Origin of the sequence: Fulverythrobacter fulvus (assembly GCF_037154085.1) — a bacterium.
Classification (GTDB): Bacteria; Pseudomonadota; Alphaproteobacteria; order Sphingomonadales; family Sphingomonadaceae; genus Andeanibacterium; species Andeanibacterium fulvum.
The window spans coordinates 380,017-398,705 of the sequence record NZ_JBANRM010000002.1; the positions used below are offsets into that span (position 1 = coordinate 380,017).

19 protein-coding genes are annotated in these 18,689 nt (G+C 62.4%); 17 read left to right on the forward strand and 2 right to left on the reverse strand.

The genetic code is table 11. The features are described 5' to 3' along the window. The first annotated feature begins 132 nt into the window (after positions 1 to 132). From rpmI to WFP36_RS07640, 6 genes are all read left to right on the forward strand, one after another. Entirely contained in the window at positions 133 to 336 is a 204-nt protein-coding gene (gene rpmI, locus WFP36_RS07615; protein ID WP_054531242.1) for a 50S ribosomal protein L35, read from the forward strand. 13 nt (positions 337 to 349) lie between these two features. Beyond that, the gene (gene rplT / locus WFP36_RS07620) at positions 350 to 709 is read left to right on the forward strand and encodes a 50S ribosomal protein L20 (RefSeq protein WP_336979354.1); all 360 of its coding nucleotides are present in this window, start codon (positions 350 to 352) and stop codon (positions 707 to 709) included. A 179-nt stretch (positions 710 to 888) separates the two neighbouring features. Next, positions 889 to 1,803, forward strand: coding sequence for a helix-turn-helix domain-containing protein (locus WFP36_RS07625; protein ID WP_336979356.1), 915 nt, complete (start codon positions 889 to 891; stop codon positions 1,801 to 1,803). Between the two features lie 119 nt (positions 1,804 to 1,922). After that, positions 1,923 to 3,023 carry a phenylalanine--tRNA ligase subunit alpha gene (gene pheS / locus WFP36_RS07630; protein ID WP_336979357.1) on the forward strand — a complete coding sequence of 367 codons (1,101 nt, stop codon included), beginning with the start codon at positions 1,923 to 1,925 and terminating at the stop codon, positions 3,021 to 3,023. Next, positions 3,020 to 5,473 (forward strand): phenylalanine--tRNA ligase subunit beta, encoded by a 2,454-nt coding sequence (pheT, locus tag WFP36_RS07635; RefSeq protein ID WP_336979359.1) that lies wholly within the window; start codon positions 3,020 to 3,022, stop codon positions 5,471 to 5,473. Before pheS ends, pheT begins: the two co-directional genes overlap by 4 nt. A gap of 40 nt (positions 5,474 to 5,513) precedes the next feature. Further along, positions 5,514 to 5,888: a hypothetical protein gene (locus tag WFP36_RS07640; RefSeq protein WP_336979360.1), complete on the forward strand. Its 375-nt coding sequence runs from the start codon at positions 5,514 to 5,516 to the stop codon at positions 5,886 to 5,888. 20 nt (positions 5,889 to 5,908) lie between these two features. On the opposite strand, the gene WFP36_RS07645 is transcribed toward WFP36_RS07640, so the two are convergent. Both WFP36_RS07645 and WFP36_RS07650 read right to left on the reverse strand, forming a co-directional pair. Then, positions 5,909 to 6,562, reverse strand: a complete 654-nt coding sequence (locus WFP36_RS07645; protein WP_336979361.1) for a hypothetical protein — start codon at positions 6,560 to 6,562, stop codon at positions 5,909 to 5,911. A gap of 2 nt (positions 6,563 to 6,564) precedes the next feature. After that, a complete protein-coding gene (locus WFP36_RS07650; protein ID WP_336979363.1) occupies positions 6,565 to 7,212 on the reverse strand; it encodes a hypothetical protein in 648 nt (215 codons plus the stop codon). A gap of 110 nt (positions 7,213 to 7,322) precedes the next feature. On the opposite strand from WFP36_RS07650, the gene WFP36_RS07655 reads away from it, so the two are divergent. The 11 genes from WFP36_RS07655 to WFP36_RS07705 all read left to right on the forward strand — a co-directional run bounded on the left by WFP36_RS07655 (position 7,323) and on the right by WFP36_RS07705 (position 18,594). Further along, positions 7,323 to 8,858 (forward strand): peptide chain release factor 3, encoded by a 1,536-nt coding sequence (locus tag WFP36_RS07655; protein WP_336979364.1) that lies wholly within the window; start codon positions 7,323 to 7,325, stop codon positions 8,856 to 8,858. A 274-nt stretch (positions 8,859 to 9,132) separates the two neighbouring features. Beyond that, positions 9,133 to 9,711, forward strand: a complete 579-nt coding sequence (locus WFP36_RS07660; protein ID WP_336979366.1) for a pyridoxamine 5'-phosphate oxidase family protein — start codon at positions 9,133 to 9,135, stop codon at positions 9,709 to 9,711. Positions 9,712 to 9,716: 5 nt separating this feature from the next. Beyond that, positions 9,717 to 10,415: an endonuclease/exonuclease/phosphatase family protein gene (locus WFP36_RS07665; protein WP_336979368.1), complete on the forward strand. Its 699-nt coding sequence runs from the start codon at positions 9,717 to 9,719 to the stop codon at positions 10,413 to 10,415. Between the two features lie 89 nt (positions 10,416 to 10,504). Beyond that, positions 10,505 to 11,179 (forward strand): hypothetical protein, encoded by a 675-nt coding sequence (locus tag WFP36_RS07670; RefSeq protein ID WP_336979370.1) that lies wholly within the window; start codon positions 10,505 to 10,507, stop codon positions 11,177 to 11,179. A 223-nt stretch (positions 11,180 to 11,402) separates the two neighbouring features. Next, positions 11,403 to 12,365 carry an IS1595 family transposase gene (locus WFP36_RS07675; RefSeq protein WP_336979371.1) on the forward strand — a complete coding sequence of 321 codons (963 nt, stop codon included), beginning with the start codon at positions 11,403 to 11,405 and terminating at the stop codon, positions 12,363 to 12,365. Between the two features lie 54 nt (positions 12,366 to 12,419). Then, positions 12,420 to 12,920 carry a hypothetical protein gene (locus WFP36_RS07680; protein WP_336979372.1) on the forward strand — a complete coding sequence of 167 codons (501 nt, stop codon included), beginning with the start codon at positions 12,420 to 12,422 and terminating at the stop codon, positions 12,918 to 12,920. A gap of 101 nt (positions 12,921 to 13,021) precedes the next feature. Next, positions 13,022 to 13,630, forward strand: coding sequence for a hypothetical protein (locus WFP36_RS07685; protein ID WP_336979374.1), 609 nt, complete (start codon positions 13,022 to 13,024; stop codon positions 13,628 to 13,630). 250 nt (positions 13,631 to 13,880) lie between these two features. Further along, positions 13,881 to 14,219: a P-II family nitrogen regulator gene (locus WFP36_RS07690; RefSeq protein WP_336979376.1), complete on the forward strand. Its 339-nt coding sequence runs from the start codon at positions 13,881 to 13,883 to the stop codon at positions 14,217 to 14,219. A gap of 29 nt (positions 14,220 to 14,248) precedes the next feature. Beyond that, complete coding sequence (locus WFP36_RS07695) at positions 14,249 to 15,655, forward strand: ammonium transporter (RefSeq protein WP_336979378.1); 1,407 nt, start codon at positions 14,249 to 14,251, stop codon at positions 15,653 to 15,655. A 256-nt stretch (positions 15,656 to 15,911) separates the two neighbouring features. Further along, positions 15,912 to 16,250 (forward strand): P-II family nitrogen regulator, encoded by a 339-nt coding sequence (locus WFP36_RS07700; RefSeq protein WP_336979379.1) that lies wholly within the window; start codon positions 15,912 to 15,914, stop codon positions 16,248 to 16,250. Between the two features lie 271 nt (positions 16,251 to 16,521). Then, positions 16,522 to 18,594 carry a tetratricopeptide repeat protein gene (locus WFP36_RS07705; RefSeq protein ID WP_336979380.1) on the forward strand — a complete coding sequence of 691 codons (2,073 nt, stop codon included), beginning with the start codon at positions 16,522 to 16,524 and terminating at the stop codon, positions 18,592 to 18,594. The last annotated feature ends 95 nt before the right edge of the window (positions 18,595 to 18,689 follow it).

Genomic DNA, 18,689 nt, shown 5'->3' on the forward strand with positions numbered 1-18,689 from the left:
CCTTGCATTTTGGGGCCATCACGCTAAAGGCGCCCCCTTCAAAGACACGTGATCGCGTAATAGTGATTCTGGGTCCGCCTGGCTGAAAGGGCTGCCAGGGCTGGCCGATGTGTCTCGAACAAGGAGACGAAAATGCCCAAACTGAAGACCAAGAGCGGTGTGAAGAAGCGCTTCAAGCTCACCGCAACCGGCAAGGTGAAGCACGGCGTTGCCGGCAAGCGCCACCGCCTGATCAGCCATAACGGCAAGTATATCCGCCAGAACCGCGGGACCGACGTGATCTCCGACGCCGATGCGAAGGTGATCAAGAAGTGGGCGCCCTACGGGCTGAACTGAGGAGTACTAGCCAATGTCCCGTATTAAACGCGGCGTTACCACGCGCGCAAAGCACAAGCGGATTCTGGACGCGGCCAAGGGCTATCGCGGCCGCCGCAAGAACACCATCCGCGTTGCCCGTCAGGCAGTCGAAAAGGCCGGCCAGTACGCTTATCGCGACCGCAAGGTTAAGAAGCGCACCTTCCGTGCCCTGTGGATCCAGCGCATCAACGCTGCCGTCCGCGCTGAAGGCCTGACCTACTCGCAGTTCATCCACGGCACCAAGCTGGCCGGCATCGAACTGGACCGCAAGGTGATGGCCGATCTCGCGATGAATGAAGGCGCTGCCTTCGCTGCGATCATCGCTCAGGCGAAGAAGGCCCTTCCGGCCTGAGCCCCTTCCGGGCCGACGCCATTGAACTGAACAAGCCGTTAGGCAGCTTCTTTCGGGAAGTGTAGACGGCAAGTCTGGATACGGGCGCGAAACGGTAATATTCCGTTTCGCGCCCGTTTTCGTATACTCTATGAACGGGGAACCGGCGCCAAACGGGCGGGTCGCAATTGGGGGTCGTAATGGAGTGCCAGATCGACGTGCGCTTTTACCCGGCGCCGCCCGACCTGCAGGGCTGTTTTTCCTCCTTTTACAGTGCAAGCTTCGCGGTTGCCGATGGCAAGCGCGTAAATGACCTGTTGCAGCCCGAATGGGCCAATCTGCGCTTCTTCAACGGGGACCGTCCGGATGCCGGAATGATCGGCGGCGATCTGCTGCGCGGCGCGCGGCTTACTGCCACCGGGCCAAGCTCGCTGCCCGCCCATTTCGAACTCGGCACGACGCGCATGTGGGGTGTCGGCCTGTTTCCGCTCGGCTGGGCCAAGTTCTGCCACGGACCTGCCACCGATCTGGCGAACCGGGTGGTGGATGGCGAACAGCATGGCGCCTTCGCCAACTTCCGCCAGCTGTCCGAAGAATTGTTTCAGGACGGTTCGGGGGAGGCAGAAGAGCTGGAACGGATGATAGCCTGTTTCCGGGCCATGAATCGCGAGGTGCCCGATCAGGAGAGGATCATCGCTACTCACGCGGCAATGGTCGATCCTGCCGTGGCCACCGTGGCGGACTTTGCCGATCATACCGGCCTCGGGCGGCGCACGCTGGAACGATTATGTCATCGCTATTTCGGCTTTTCGCCCAAGCTGCTGCTACGCCGCCAGCGCTTCATGCGCAGCCTTGCCCAGTTCATGCTGGAGAATGCCGCGAACTGGAGCGAGGCGATGGACGCGCATTATCACGATCAGGCGCAGTTCGTGCGCGAGTTCCGTTCCTTCATGGGGATGAGCCCTGGTGAATATGCCGCGCGCGAACATCCGATCCTTGGTGCCTTCATGAAGCATCGCGCGAGGGTGTGGGGCGCTGCGGCGCAGACGCTCGACCGGCCCGACCAGTCGCTGGGCGTGCAGGGCTCGCCCGCCAAGGGGTCTGCCGCGGGCTGACCTGCGGGCAGGGGGACGCGCTCCCGCCCTCTCCGGTGCGCCTCGCGCTCCCCTCTCCACCATTGCCAGCACCGGGCAGGGGCCCTAGAGGCGTCTCGCAATCGCAGGACCGGACGGGAATGGGCGAAGTGGATACTCTCGAAGGCGCCGCACTGGCGCGGATCGGCGCGGCGGAAGATCCCGCCGCACTGGAAGCGCTGCGGGTCGAATATCTGGGCAAGCAGGGCAGCATTTCGGGCCTGCTCAAGACTTTGGGCGGCATGTCGCCGGAAGAACGCCAGACCCAGGGGCCCAAGATCCATGCCCTGCGCGAGGCCGTGCAGACGGCGCTCTCCACTCGCAAGGAAGCGCTGGAAGGCGCCGCGCTGGAAGCCCAGCTTGCGGCCGAGACGCTGGACCTTTCCCTGCCCGCGCCTGACGCGCCCAAGGGCTCCGTCCACCCGGTCAGCCAGGTGATGGACGAGCTGGCGGAAATCTTCGCCGATATGGGCTTCGCCGTCGCCACCGGGCCGGAGATAGAGGACGACTGGTATAATTTCACCGCGCTCAACATGCCGGAAAGCCACCCGGCGCGCGCGATGCACGATACGTTCTACTTCCCGGATACTGCGCCCAAGGGCGGCCGGATGCTGCTGCGCACGCATACCAGCCCGGTTCAGGTCCGCACCATGATGGCCGAAGGCACCCCCGTACGCATCATCGCGCCGGGCCGCGTCTATCGTTCGGATTCCGATGCCACCCACACGCCGATGTTCCATCAGGTGGAAGGTCTGGTGATCGACAAGGGCATTCACCTCGGCCACCTCAAGTGGACGCTGGAGACCTTCCTCAAGGCCTTTTTCGAGCGTGATGACATCGTGCTGCGCCTGCGCCCGTCCTATTTCCCCTTCACCGAACCTTCGGTGGAAGTGGACGTGGGCTTCGCTATCGAAAATGGGCGGCGTGTGCTGGGCGGCAGCGGAGACGAGCCGGGCCATGGCTGGATGGAACTGCTGGGCAGCGGCATGGTCAACCGCAAGGTGATCGAAATGTCGGGCCACGATCCCGATCAGTGGCAGGGCTTCGCCTTCGGCGTGGGCGTGGATCGCCTCGCCATGCTGAAATACGGGATGGACGATCTGCGCGCCTTCTTTGACGGCGATGTGCGCTGGCTGAAGCATTACGGCTTCTCCGCCTTCGATCAGCCGACCCTTTCCGCCGGTGTGGGAGCACGCGCATGAAGTTCTCGCTCCTCTGGCTGAAGCAATATCTGGAAACCGATGCGGATGCGGCGGCCATTTCGGCCAAGCTCAACGCCATCGGGATCGAGGTTGAAGGCATCGAAGACCCGGCTGAGACGCTGGCCGGTTTCATCGTCGCCAAGGTGCTGACGGCAAAGCCGCACCCCGATGCGGACAAGCTGCAGGTGCTGACCGTGGATACCGGCGCGGGCGATCCGCTGCAGGTTGTCTGCGGCGCGCCCAATGCTCGTGCGGGCCTTGTCGGCGTGCTCGGCACTCCCGGCGCCAGCGTGCCCGCCAATGGCATGGTCCTGCGCAAGAGCGCGATCCGCGGCGTCGAATCCAACGGCATGATGTGTTCCACCCGCGAGCTGGAACTGGGTGACGATCATGACGGGATCATCGAACTGCCCGAAGGCGCGCCCATCGGCACCAGCTTTGCCGATTATCGCGGCGAAGGCCCGGTGTTCGACGTGGCAATCACGCCCAACCGGCCGGACTGCATGGGCGTCTATGGCATTGCGCGCGATCTGGCGGCGGCAGGCCTTGGCACGCTGAAGCCGGTGCCCCTGCGCGAGGCGCCGTCCAGCTTCCCCTGCCCGGTCGAAATTCGCACGGACGATCCCGAAGGCTGCCCGGCCTTCTATGGCCGCGTGGTGCGCGGGGTGAAGAATGGCCCGTCGCCCGAATGGATGCAGGCTGCCCTGCGCAGTGCGGGCCAGCGCCCGATCAGTGCGCTGGTGGACATCACCAATTTCCTGATGCTCGGTTTCGGCCGTCCGGCCCATGCCTACGATCTGGCCAAGCTCAACGGCGCGGTCGTGGCGCGGCGGGCGAAGGAGGGCGAGCAGGTCCTCGCGCTGAACGAGAAGACCTATACGCTCGACGCGGATATGACCGTGATCGCCGACGATTCCGGTGTGCATGACATTGCCGGGATCATGGGCGGCGAACATTCGGGCGTGTCGGACGACACTACCGATGTCCTGCTGGAAATCGCCTATTTCGAGCCTGAGCGGATCGGCATGACCGGCCGCCGTCTGGGCCTGGCCTCCGATGCCCGCACCCGGTTCGAACGTGGGGTGGACCCGGCCTTCCTCGAGGATGGGCTGCATCTGCTGACTCAGCTGATCCTTGAGATCTGCGGCGGCGAAGCCTCCGAAGTTGTCCGCGCGGGTAGCCCGCCGAGCCAGCAGAAGGTCGTCAGCTACGATCCGGCGCTGGCCGAGCAGCTGGGCGGCGTTGCCGTGCCGGAAGCCGAACAGAAGGCGATCCTCGCCGCGCTTGGTTTCCAAGTTTCGCCAGATTGGAACGTCACCGTGCCACTGCGCCGCCACGATGTGGAAGGCGCGCCCGACATCGTCGAGGAAGTGGTCCGCATCCATGGGATCGACAAGGTGGCCAGTGTCGCCCTGCCGCGCGTGGATGGGGTCGCCCAGCCGACTGCCACTCCGGCCCAGAAGCTGGAGCGCCGCCTGCGCCGCGCCGCTGCCGCGCGCGGGCTGAACGAGGCCGTGACCTGGAGCTTCCTGCCCGTGCCCGATGCGGAACATTTCGCGGACGGGAACGGCGGGCTGTGGATTCTCGACAATCCGATCAGCGAAGACATGAAGGCCATGCGCCCGGCGCTGATCCCCGGCCTGTTGTCTGCCGCCAAGCGCAATCTCGATCGCGGCGCCAAGGGCGTGCGCCTGTTCGAGATCGGCCGCCGCTATCTGCGCGGCGAAGGCGGAGCGAGCGACGAGCGCCTGACGCTTGGCGTGGTGCTGGCGGGCGAGAAGGTTCCCAGCGGCTGGAGCACCGGCAAGGCCCAATTGTTCGACGCATTCGACGCCAAGGGCGAAGTGCTGGCCCTGCTCGCAGAAGCCGGCGCGCCGGTGGACAAGCTGCAGGTGATGGGCGAGGCAGGCAGCCAGTTCCATCCCGGCCAGTCCGCAACCCTGCGCCTTGGCCCCAAGGCGGTGCTGGCCCGCTTCGGCGCGCTGCATCCCAAGACGCTCGAAGCCTTCGACGTGGACGGGCCGGTCGTGGCGGCGGAAATCTATCTCGATGCCATTCCGGAAAAGAAGGGCGGCGCCAGCTTTGCCCGGACTGCCTATTCGCCGCCCGCCCTGCAGGCGGTGACGCGCGATTTCGCCTTCCTGGTGGATGCGGCCAAGCCTGCAGGCGATCTGCTGCGAGCCGTGAAGGGCGCGGACAAGGCGAATATCGTCGATGCCCGCATCTTCGACGATTTCCGCGGAGCAGGCGTGCCGGAAGGCAAGAAGTCGCTGGCGGTGGAAGTCACGCTCCAGCCGGGCGAGAAGAGCTATACGGATGAAGAGCTGAAGGCGATTGCCGAGCGGATCGTGGCTGCGGCAGTGAAGATGGGAGCGGAACTGCGCAAATCTGAAGGTCCACTAGCTGCGACGGAGAATGCGGATTCCGCAGCGATAAATCTGAAATCGTAATTGCGCGGGTCATCCGCGTAACCGGACGGAGAAGCGGCCTATGCGCATGCGTCTGATCGGACAGGTGTTGATGGGTATTGCCGCGCTCTCCGCCGTGGGGGCCTTTGCCGGGGCAGTGCCACTGCTTTCCGATGCCGGAGCGGATCGGCTGTGGGTGGAAAGCTGGCGGGCCTATGGCTTTCTGGTTTTTGCGGGGCTTTTCGCCCTGCTGGCGTGGCGGCCGACCCGTTCGCCGCTCGTGTGGGAACTGGTGTTCTTCCACAAGGCCGCAATGGTCGTGACCCATTGGTGGGTGGGAGACGTGGCCGAAGCCGCTGTCGCAGGCAGAGTGGATATGGCGCTATGCGCCGTCATTCTGGTGTCCTGGGCCCTGACCCGGGGCTGGGAAAGCTGGCGCACACATAGCGTGGGATGAGGTGGGGCCGGGCTTCAGCGCTACCAGCCCGATCCCGTCGCCGGGTCCATCGGTTCGCCATAGGCCGGTTCGCTGGAACCATAGCCGCCTTGCGAGGAGTAGGACGAACCGCCCTGCGCCTCTTCGCGATAGGCCTTGTCGATATTGTCGCGATTGCGGGCGTGTTCCTGCTCCACGGCCTTGTCGAGTTGTTCCTGCATCTTGGGCATGGTCGCAAAGGCGGCCATCATCATCTTGCCCTGGATGGCAGCCATGTTGAAATCGCGCTTTTCCAGCGTCGCCCCGATCTGTTCGGCCATGGCGGAGCGATAGAAATCGACGACTGTGGGATTTTCCTCCAGCCCCTTGGCCACCTGATCGTGCCGTCCGCCGGGCGGGGGCAGGATGTCGACCGATATGCGGGTTTCTTCCGGACCGGCCTCGGTCAGTTCCGCCACGAAGGTCAGCAATCCGCTGCCCTGCCGGTCGACCAGCAGCCAGCTGATCTTCGTATCGCTCTCCCGCTTCACCTGGGCGCCGGCGGCTTCGGCCGGGAAGAATTCCATCGGCGGCTGCATCGCGGTCAGTGTCTGGCGCACGTCGCGGATCGCAATCGGATAGCTCTTGCCCGAAGGTATCAGCCCGCAGGCAGCGATCAGGGTGGCGACTGCCAGGGCGAGAATGGCGCGGCCCATGGTCACCAGCTTCCCCGCGTATCGTCCATCGGCTGGCCATAGGAACTGTCCTGCCCCTCCTGCGCGGACCGGGCATCTTCCATGTCGCGCAACTGCTGCGACCGGCGCGAATCATAACCCGGCTTGTCGTCCAGCCCGAAACGGGAACTGCCTTGCTCCAGCCCCGCCCGCTGGACTTCGCATGGCCCGTCATTCGGGCTGCTGCGTTTGTCATCGGGAATGCGCATGACATCGAAGGGGCGCTGTTCCATGGCCGCGTCGATCAGTTCCTGCACGGCGGGGCGCAGCGGCTGGTGCAGGGCGGGGCGGGGGTAGAACTGGCTGCCGTCATACATCTCGCCGCCCTTGGCCTCGGCGGGGACTTCGATCTGCGCGCGCGTGCCATCGCCTTCGGCCGTGAGCCGCACGGTGAAGCGTAACACTTCGCGCCCGCTGCTGGAAACGCGCCAGGTGATGGCATCATCCTTCGGGCTGTCGGAGGCGAAGTGGATCAGGATGCCGCATTGGCGGGCGGAGCGGAAACCGTCGACATCCGCCTTCTTGAGCCGCTGCAATGCCTCGGCCAGCGGCACGGCATAGACGCCTGGCTCCGCCCCGCCGCAGCCGGCCAGCATGGATGCGATCGCAATGGTGAACGCCAGTCTGCGCATGAAGTGCCCCCTTTTCACGCCCGGCTTTAGCGCCCGCGCGTTAATTCGGCGTAATTGCGCGCTTACGGGAAATATGGACGCGGGCGCGCCCTGCGGCTAACCGCGCGGCCATGGCTCAAGCGACCCTTTCCAACCGCCGCACCTTCGCGATCATTTCTCACCCGGACGCCGGTAAGACGACGCTGACGGAAAAGCTGCTGCTGCAGGGCGGCGCGATCCACCTTGCGGGCGAAGTGAAGGCGCGCGGGGCGGCCCGGCGCGCCCGTTCGGACTGGATGAAGATCGAACAGCAGCGCGGCATCTCGGTCACCAGCTCGGTGATGACCTTCGAGAAAGACGGGATTACCTTCAACCTGCTCGATACGCCGGGGCACGAGGACTTTTCCGAAGATACCTATCGCACGCTGACGGCGGTGGACTCGGCCATCATGGTGATCGATGCGGCCAAGGGTATCGAGCCGCAGACGCGCAAGCTGTTCGAGGTCTGCCGGTTGCGCAGCGTGCCGATCATTACTTTCGTCAACAAGGTGGACCGCGAAGGGCGCCCCTGTTTCGAACTGCTGGACGAAGTGGCCGACATGCTGGCGCTGGACGTCAGTCCGCAAGGCTGGCCCATCGGCATGGGCGGGCTGTTCGAGGGGATTCTCGATTTCGCCACCAACACGGCCAGCCGCCCGGAAGGCGACAGCCGCGAATTCCTCGGCAAGCGGGATGTCGATCCCGCCCTGCCCGAGGATGTGGCCGAGGAAATGGAGCTGGCGCGCGGGATCTATCCCGAATTCGACATCGACGCCTATCGCAATGGCGACCTGACCCCGGTCTATTTCGGATCGGCGCTGAAGAATTTCGGCGTGGCCGAGCTGATCGACGCGATTGCCCGCTTCGCCCCGCCGCCGCGTCCGCAGCCGGCCGAAGGCGGCACCATCTCGCCTGACAAGGACGAGGTGACCGGGTTCATCTTCAAGGTGCAGGCCAACATGGACCCGCAGCACCGTGACCGGATCGCCTTCATGCGCATGGTCAGCGGCACCTTCAAGCGCGGCATGAAGCTCACCCCTTCGGGCCTGGGCAAGCCGATCGCGGTCCATTCGCCGATCCTGTTCTTCGCACAGGATCGCGAGATCGCCGACACGGCCGAGGCGGGGGACATCATCGGCATCCCCAATCACGGCACGTTGCGCGTGGGCGATACGCTTTCGGAAAAGAACGACGTGCGCTTCACCGGCCTGCCGAACTTCGCGCCGGAAATCCTGCGCCGCATCGCCCTGAAGGACCCGACCAAGACCAAGCAACTGCGCAAGGCGCTCGACGATCTGTCGGAGGAAGGCGTGATCCAGGTGTTCTATCCCGAGATCGGCAGCCAGTGGATCGTCGGCGTGGTCGGCCAGCTCCAGCTCGACGTGCTCGTTTCGCGGCTGGAGGCGGAATACAAGGTGGAGGCCCGCCTCGAAGCCTCGCCTTTCGACACGGCACGGTGGCTGAAAGGCACCGAGGAGGCGCTGCGGGCGTTCGAACAGTTCAACCGCGCCAATCTCGCGCGAGACCGCGATGGCGACATGGTGTTCCTCGCCAAATCGGCCTGGGACGTGAACTATCAGCAGGAAAAGCACTCCGAGCTGAAATTCAACGCCACCAAGGAGCGGTGAGGTATTTCACCTATTTGGTGAATTTGTCTTGACATCGTGACGCTGTCCGGTTAGAGGCTGGGCAGCATCGCGATGGTGCGTTTCACGCCTCCACTTTCCTTTCCTCACTCGCACCCCCCCCAGTCATCCCGGATTTATTCCGGGATCCCGCTTCCTCGTCGCCGGAAGGGAAGCTGGACCCCGGCACAGAGCCGGGGTGACAATGCAGAATGCCGATGGGGGCATGCCCACCTCCCCGCTTGCCGCCTCGCCAGCGACTGCCTACCAATCCCCCATGGCCGAGTTCTTCGACGCGCTCACTCCCGCCCATGCCGCCATGATCGAGCGGCAGCCCATGTTCTTCGTCGCCACGGCAGCGAAGGACGGGCGGATCAATCTCAGTCCCAAGGGATACGATGCCTTCCGCATCCTCTCGCCCAATCGGGTGGCTTATCTCGATCTAGGCGGCTCGGGAAACGAGACCAATGCCCATCTGCTGGAGGATGGGCGCATCACTGTGATGTTCTGCAATTTCCAGCAGCCCGCGCTGATCCTGCGCATCTATGGGCAAGGCCGCCCGGTAGTACCGTGGGATCGCGACTGGGAGGAACTGTCCGCCCATTTCACCCTGATGCCCGGCACACGGCAGATTTTCGATATCGAGGTGGAAAGCGTCCAGACCAGCTGCGGCTATGGCGTGCCGATCATGAGCATGGAGCGGGAACGGCCGACCCTGCTCAAGGTCCATGCCAAGGCCGATCCGGCGGAATGGGCAGGCAAGCACAAGACCCGCCGCACCAGTATCGACGGTCTGCCCGTGCGCACGACCGACCGCTATATCGCGGGCGATCCTTCGACCATCCCGCAGGACTGACCCGTTTGGAAATCCGCTTCGCCAGCTACAACATCCACAAGGCCGTGGGCACCGATGGGCGCCGTGATCCCGATCGCATCCTGTCCGTGCTGCATGAAGTGAATGCCGATATCGTCGCCCTGCAGGAGGTCGACCGGCGCTTCGGCCGCCGCGCCTCGGTGCTGCCGCGCGCGCTGGTGGAGGAACAGGGCTATGCCATCGCCCATCTCGCCATGCGGCCCGACAGCATGGGCTGGCACGGCAATGCCGTGCTGGTCCGCCGCCATTTCGACGTGCTGGGCACGCATGCCGTGCATCTGCCCACGCTGGAGCCGCGCGGCGCGGTACGGGCGGAACTGGCGCATGAAGGGCGCCGGTTGCGCGTGGTGGGCATGCATCTGGACCTGTCGGGCATCCGCCGGCGCGACCAGATCCGCGCGGTGACGAGCGATCTTGCCACCTGCGAGGAAGATTGCCCGGCCGTGATGCTGGGCGATTTCAACGAATGGTCGCTGCGCGGCGGCAGTATCCGCGAATTCGGCCATGGCTGGCAACCGATCGCACCGGGGCGCAGCTTCCCCAGCCGCCAGCCCCTCGCCCCGCTGGACCGCATAGTCTTCTCGCGCGGCTGGGACATCCTGAGCCACGGCGTCCACCACAGCGCCCTTGCCGCAGCCGCATCGGATCACCTGCCGATTTGGGCCGTCGCGCGGCTTGCAGGGTGAGGTTTGGACGAAGTGGCCGACCCTATTTATGACTGGCATCGCGAGGCGAGCTAACTTTTCGCAAACGGTATATCCAGCGGAGGACTGTTATGGCCGGTCGTCATAGGAACTCTAAACGTGGTCCAAAAGGCACGGGAAAGCCCTCCCCAGATAAAGACAGGGCTGCGCACGCGGCGGCGAGAGGAGTCGGCCGGAAGTCCCTTTCTAAACTCTCTAGGGATGATCTCTCAGCCGAAGAGATTAGGGCAGCGGTGCTTGCCATGCATAACGAGACAGACCGCGGCTCGGCCATAATGGGCGCTGCACTTGTTGAGTTGGGCGTCAAGCACGTGTGTTGGGCGCTCGTTCGTAATCTAGATGCAACAGACGCTCTCTTCGAAGGTGTCGGCGCCCCATTTGGAACATTCAGCGCAAAAACGTTGGCCATCTACGCGCTCGGGTATTGTGACAAAGAGAGGAAGCGCGAGATTGACGCAATCAGAGAGATTAGAAACCAGTTCTCTCATGCCTTGCGGGTCATAGATTTCACACTTCCTGAGGTAGGGGCGGCGTGCAAGCTGCTTAAGAAGCACCACATGGAACCAAAGATGGCTAATGCACTTCTCCCTGCTAAATCTGAGAATAGGGTGACGTTTGAGGCGGCCTGCCTATCAATAACAATTTCCTTAATTGATAAGGGTAAGGAAATCGCAGAGGAACGGAAGCGTCGCCTCGACCAAATAATTGCTGACCTTAAGGAATCTCGCCCAAATATCCGCGACTAGGGTTAGTTGTCATTTTTCTCCACGCACTCAGAGCTGAATAATAATTGCCCGGCGCCTCCGTGGGCGCCTCCGTAGGCTCGGTCACTCTTACCCAATCTGTCGGTGCGAAGCAGGGCGCCCTAGTTCAAGAGTTCAAGCAGTCACTGCCTAAAAAATGGCAGTTATATACTTGACAAAGCAGAAGCGATAGGCCAAGGTTTTCTCACGATCAGAGAGAGCCGTTATGTCCATCTACGAACCCCGCTTTACCGATGAAGATGCAGCCCGTGAGCACCTTGAAGCGCTCCACTGGCCGAACGGTCCTGTCTGCCCTCACTGCAAGTCCGAAAAGGCTACTCGCCTGCCTGCCCAGCGTGGCCGTCCTACCAAGGCTCACCCCGAAGGCGCGGTCCGCAAGGGCGTTGTCCAGTGCAATGCCTGCCGCAAGCAGTTCACTGTCACCGTGGGCACCGTATTCGAAAGCTCCAAGGTGCCCCTGCACAAGTGGCTGCTCTGCAATCACCTGCTTTGCGCCTCCAAGAAGGGCATGAGCGCTCACCAGATCGCCCGCATGGTCGGTGTCAGCTACAAGACTGCTTGGTTCATGATGCACCGCATCCGTGAAGCCATGCGCGATACCGATAACGAACCCATGGGCGGCTATGGCAAGACCATTGAAGCCGATGAAACCTATGTTGGCGGCAAGGAAACCAACAAGCACGCCAACAAGCGCGTTGCGGGTCGCCAAGGTGGTGCTGGCAAGCAGCCTGTCTTTTCACTCGTAGAACGCGGTGGCCGCGTCCGCTCCTTCCATGTCCCCAAGGTGACTGCCGTCAACCTCCGCCATGTCCTCGTTACCAATGCGGACCGTGGTAGCTGGCTTATGACTGACGAACACGCGGCCTATAAGACCTTGGGCAAGGAATATGTCGGTCATGGCGTGGTGAAGCACTCGCTGGGCGAATATGGCCGCGCCACCTACTTCCACACCAATACGATTGAGAACTTCTTCTCGATCCTCAAGCGCGGGATCGTGGGCGTTTATCACCACGTCTCCGAAGCTCACCTCAAGCGCTACGTTACCGAGTTCGACTTCCGCTATAACACTCGCAAGCTGAATGACTTTGAACGTTCAGACGAAGCCCTTGTTGGCATCAAGGGTAAGCGCCTTACTTATCGGCGGACTGACGAAGCCGCTTTCGCGTAAACAAAAGGCCGCTAAGTTCCTCCGCTGGCGCAAGAAGCGAGTCGGGAGGAAATAATGTTAGCGGAAATTGCTACGGGCCTTAGCAGCCTCAAGGCGGCCAAGGACATCGTTCAGGGCCTCAATGCTGCCAACACTCAGGCTAGGGTCAATGATGTTAAGATCGAACTCCAAGGCCTTATTCTTGATGCCCAGCAAGGATTGTTTGCGGCACAAGAGATGCAATCTGCGGCGGCCCAAAGAATAGCTAATCTTGAACAAGAGATTGTGAATCTCAAAGACTGGGAAGCAGAGAAACAGCGCTACGAGTTGGCAGATACGGGGCAAGGGACGCCTGCTTACAAATTGAAGGAAGGCATGGAGGCGAGCCAGCCACCGCATTGGATTTGCCCCCACTGCTATGAGCAGGGCAAGAAGTCGATCTTGGCTCATGATCTAATTCCTGAAGGAAGCGTGGATGTTCTTCGATGCAACCCATGCGGGCTTGAAATCGTAACGCACGGACGGCGCGCAGTCCCCAGCCGTGGTTCTAGCGGGACTTGGGGGCGCGGGAGATAGCTGGGCACCTCTCCTTCGTCTTCTCAGCATCATGCGGCTTATGCGGAGTGCCCAGCAGCTTCCGCAGAACCGCGTCCTCTTTCTCTTGATCGGTGTCTGTCATGGCTATTCCAGTGCTAACCCCCATTGAGGAGCAGATCGTCTTTCACTTCGCCATAGGGCAGGCCATCGCGCAATGGGCGCACGTTGAAAACGCGCTATACAATATCTGCGTTGTCGCCTTTGGTGAAAAGCAATCACCGGTTCTCGGGGCATCCTTCCACTCAATCGACAACTTCAGAACCAAACTGTCGTTTACTGACAGCGCCGTTCAGCAATCTAGTCGGTTTACAGAGCTGGTTGCCGAATGGTCAACCGAGCGCGACCGAGCGCGGGGGCTGTCGGTCCTTCGTAACAAAATCGCTCACAGCAGAACGATTGGCTATCCAGAGGCAACGCCAGGACGGCGAGAAGCCATCGTGCCAATCTCATTCAGGCCACTAAAAAAACAGCGCAAGGCGCCAGGGCCTCCACCCGACTCGCTTTGCGTCAAAGATATCGATCTAGCCGCAAGGCAGTTTGCGAGGGCTTCAAATGCCCTATTGGGTATAATGGCGAAAGCTCAAGGTCACCGTTGGCGGCCCGCAGAATCCTCTCAGCAAGAACTGCAAGTCCGCTCTCTGAAGGAGATACGAAGCCTGATTGACGCAACACGCCTACAGCGCGCCTAAGCGCCTGCTCAGTAATCTCGATTGCCAGCCTGTCACGCTCGGATTCTATATCACAGAGTCGATGCTTTGTCATGTATATAACTGCCTAAAAAATAGGCATCTGCACAAGATTCGGGCTGGCCCTTCCGCTTAACCTGCGGGAAAGAATCGTAAATCGTGCCTTAATCGTCGGAATCCCGCATTTGGCACGCTGTTTGCAAACCCCTCTCTCAGCCGGGGAGTGTCGCCGGTAAGCAGACAGGGGTTTGAGATGAAATTCATCATCGCCATCATCAAACCGTTCAAGCTCGACGAGGTGCGTGAAGCTCTCGGCGCCATCGGCGTCGCAGGCATGACCGTGTCCGAGGTCAAGGGCTTCGGGCGGCAGAAGGGCCAGACCGAGATCTATCGCGGTGCGGAATATTCCACGAATATGCTGCCCAAGGTGAAGATCGAGGTTGCCGCAACCGATGCGATTGCCGCGCAGGTTGTCGAAACCATCCAGCAGACCGCCAGCACCGAAAGCATCGGCGACGGCAAGATCTTCGTGCTGGATCTCGCTTCCGCAACCCGCATTCGCACCGGCGAATCCGGGGATACCGCGCTGTGATCCGGGCGCATCACTTGAGGGGTACTACTATGATCCGCAAAGTTGTTTGCGGCGCCGGTGCGCTTGGCGCGTCGATGTTCGCCGCTACTGCAGCCTGGGCGCAGGAAGCCACCCAGGCGGTGGCCGACGCCACCGCGGCTGCCACTGAAGCTGCTGCCGCCGCTGTGCCGGCCCCGGTCGCCGAAGCTGCTACCGAAGCGGCCGCCGCCGTTCCCGATCCCGGCAACAATGCCTGGATGATGACGTCGACGGTCCTCGTCCTGATGATGATCCTGCCGGGCCTCGCCCTGTTCTATGGCGGTCTCACCCGTTCGAAGAACATGCTCTCCACCATGACGCAGATCGGCGCTGTCGCCGCTCTGGCCATGCTGATCTGGGTGATGTGGGGCTATGGCCTCGCTTTCGGTCCCGAAGGCAACCAGTACATCAGCTGGGGCAAGTTCTTCCTCGCCGGCGTGACGCCCGATTCCACTGCCGCCACCTTCACCGATGGCGTGGTGATCAGCGAATATGTCTTCATCTGCTTCCAGATGACCTTCGCGGCAATCACCGCGGCGCTCGTCCTGGGTGCGGTTGTCGAGCGCATGAAGTTCTCGGCCGTGATGGTCTTCGCCGCCGTCTGGCTGACGATCGTCTATTTCCCGATCGCTCACCTCGTCTGGGAAGCTCGCGGCGTGTTCTTCGCCATGGGCGCGCTGGACTTCGCCGGCGGTACCGTGGTGCACATCAACGCCGGTGTCTCGGCGCTGGTCGCCGCGCTGATCCTCGGCAAGCGCAAGGGCTATCCGAACGAGCCGATGCCGCCGCACTCGCTGACGCTGACCATGGTCGGCACCGGCCTGCTGTGGGTGGGTTGGTTCGGCTTCAACGCCGGTTCGGCTCTGGAAGCCAACGGTTCGGCCTCGCTCGCCATGATCAACACCTTCGTCGCCACCGCTTCGGCCGGTCTCTTCTGGATGCTGACCGAACGCCTGATGGGCCACAAGGGTTCGGCTCTGGGCTTCTGCTCGGGTATCGTCGCCGGCCTCGTCGCGGTCACTCCGGCTGCCGGCAACTCCGGTCCGTTCGGTGCGATCGTGCTCGGCGCCGTCGCTTCGGTGATCTGCTACTTCGCGGTCGCCAAGCTCAAGCCTGCCCTCGGTTACGACGACTCGCTTGACGCCTTCGGCATCCACGGCATCGGCGGTATCGTCGGCGCCATCGGCACCGGCATCGTCTTCTCGCCGGCCCTCGGTGGCCCGGGCGGCGATGACTACGTGATCGGCAGCCAGGTCGTCACTCAGGTTCTGGCCGTCGCCGCGACCATCGTGATCTCCACTGTCGGCACCACCATCGCGATCTTCATCGCGAAGGCCCTGACCGGCCTGCGGGTCTCCCAGGAAACCGAAGTCGAAGGTCTCGACCTCGGGGAACACGGGGAACGCGCCTACAACTGATCGCAAGCTTGGCGGGATCGGGGCTCCTCCTCTCCTCCCCCGATCCCGCCTCACGACGTTCCTCCTGCGAACGCAAACTGAACAAGGGCCGGAGCCAGCCGCTCCGGCCCTTTTTTTGTGCCCGGCCGAGGCATTTGCGCCGCCGCGATGCGCGCAGGCGTTCATATCGTGATGCGCTTCACTGGACGCGGGGCCAGCTTGCTGCTTTGTTGACAGGCGTAGCCGGCCCGACCGGCGGAGAAGGAGTTGGATTGAGATGAAATATGTCATCGCGATCATCAAGCCGCACAAGCTCGACGCAGTGCGCGAGGCACTCGGGGCGATCGGTGTGGCCGGGATGATGGCCAGCGAAGTGAAGGGGTTCGGCCGCCAGAAGGGGCAGACCGAAATCTATCGCGGGGCCGAATATGCCACCAACATGGTGCCCAAGGTGAAAGTGGAAGTCGCCCTGCCGGATGCACTGGCGGAACGCGCGGTGGAGGCGATCCAGCAGGCCGCGGCCACCGGCAGCATCGGGGACGGCAAGATTTTCGTGCTCGAACTCGGTTCGGCCCTGCGCATCCGCACAGGCGAAACCGGCGAAACCGCGCTCTAGGCGCCCGATATGTGAACCATGCGCCGGTCGTGGAGCGCTATTGCGATACGCCCGCGCCGCATCTGCCACACAGCCCGCGCCATCTTGCTTGTCGTGCCGGTAGTGTAGTGACAGGATCGCGCCGATCTCTTACCCGGTGCGCCCAATGAACCGCGCAAAAGCGGCACCGGGCGCAAGAACAGGAAACGACGAAAGAACGCCCATGCAGCAGTCCATGACCGACCGCCGTCTCGATGAGATGATCAAGAAGATCCAGAAGGGATCGATGAGGATGACTGAGGACGACGCAATCGCGATCGCCGGTCAGCTTTACGGAAGCAAGCGCTACAAGCAGGCGGAAAACATGTGCCGCCAGATCCTCCAGGCAAAGCCCAAGCTGGCGGATGTCCATTCGATCCTCGGCGTGACGCTGACGGCGCAGGGCAAGGCCAAGGAAGGCATTGCCAGCCTGAAGCGCGCGATCAAGCTTCAGCCCAAGGTCGCCCGCTTCCGCTCCAATCTGGGAGAGGTCCAGCGCCAGCAGGGCCATCTCGCGGATGCGATCGTCAGCCTGCAGGAAGCGATCGAGATCGATCCCAAGAATGCGCAGGCCCATAACAACCTGGGCATCGCGCGTTTCGACAGCCGCAATTATGCCGAAGCAGTCGCCTGCTATCGCAAGGCGCTCGAACTGCAGGCGGACTTCCCGGAAGTGCACAACAATCTGGGCAACGCGCTGCGCTGCATCGGCAAGCGCGAGGAAGCGATCGAGGCCTATCAGAACGCGCTGGCCTATCGCGAGCGTTATCCCGAGGCCTATAACAATCTCGGCACCATGCTGCGCGAACTGGGCAAGACCGAGCAGGCCGAGCATGCGCTGCGCAAGGCGATCCAGCAGAACCCGCGCTACGTGGAAGCGCATACCAACCTTGCCAATCTCTATTACACCGAAAAGCGTGACGTGGACGCGCTGCGCCTGCTGGGCGACGCGCTCAAGCTGGCACCCACGGATGTCCGCGCGCTGATCCTCACCGCGCGGATTCAGGCGCGCCGGGCCAATTTCGCCGCCGCCGAGCAGGCCTTGCGCCTCGTGCTGCGCGAGCGGCCGGAAAATGGCGAGGCGCTGACCGTGCTGGGCAGCGTGCTGCACGAGACTGACCGTTACGACGAGGCTGTGGCGCTGCTGGAAAAGGCAGACAAGCTGCAGCCCAATAATGCCGAGACGCTGAGCTATTACGGCGTGGCGCTGAAGTCGGTCGGTCGGCTCGACGATGCACGGGAGAAGATCCTGAGCGGGCTCAAGCTCAATCCGAACCTGATCGGCGCCTATGCCAATCTCAACGACCTGGTCGACTATTCCAAGGAAACCGAGCTTTACGAAAGCCTCACCGAGGTGGTGGAGCGGATGAAGGATCGTCCGGTCGAGCTGCGCCTGCCGCTCTATTACGCCTATGCCAAGGCGCTGGACGATAATGGCCAGCCGGAAAAGGCGCTCGAAAACTACATCGAAGGCGGCAAGATCAAGCGCAAGCTCCTCAATTACAGCGAGGAGGAAACCTTCAAGTTCTTCGAAGACATCAAGCAGGCCTTCCCTGCGGAAATCTTCAAGAACCGGCCCTATGAAGGCAACCAGACCGACCGGTTGCTGTTCATCGTCGGCATGCCGCGTTCGGGCTCCACGCTGGTTGAACAGATCCTGGCGAGCAACGACGCCGTCTATGGCGCGGGCGAAGTGAAGTATTTCAGCCAGATGCTGCACAAGTTGCGGGATCGGTTCCCGTCGCTGTCGCGCTTCCCGCAGATGGTTTCGGAACTGAAGCCCAACCACTACAAGCTGGTGGCTGATGGGTATCAGCAGGCCATGTTCAAGAACGCCGGCGATGCCCGGATCGTTACCGACAAGCTGCTGACGAACTACTTCTTCATCGGCATGCTGCACCTGCTGTTCCCGAACGCGAAGTTCATCAACACGCGTCGCGATCCGGTCGATTGCTGCCTGTCAGCCTTCACCAAGCTGTTCAAGGACGACATGCCGCACAGCTACGACATGGGTGAACTGGGCCGCTATTACCGCCAGTACGACGCGCTGATGAAGCACTGGGAATCCGTGCTGCCCGAAGGCGTGCTGAAGGCGGTGGAATACGAAAACGTCGTCGCCGATACCGAGAAGGAAGCGCGTGGCATCATCGAATTCCTTGGCCTCGACTGGGACGACAAGATGCTGGAATTCCACAAGTCCAGCCGCCCGGTGAAGACCGCCAGCGTCGCCCAGGTGCGCAAGCCGATCTACAAGACTGCGGTCCAGCGCTGGAAGAAATATGGCGACGGCCTGCAGCCGCTGATCGACGCGATCGAGAAGCCCTGAGCCGGTTGCGCGCTCAACCCGCAGACAGGAAAAGAAAAAGGGGAGCTTTGGGCTCCCCTTTTTCTTGGCCGCCTTCCGGTGGCCTGTTTCTCGGG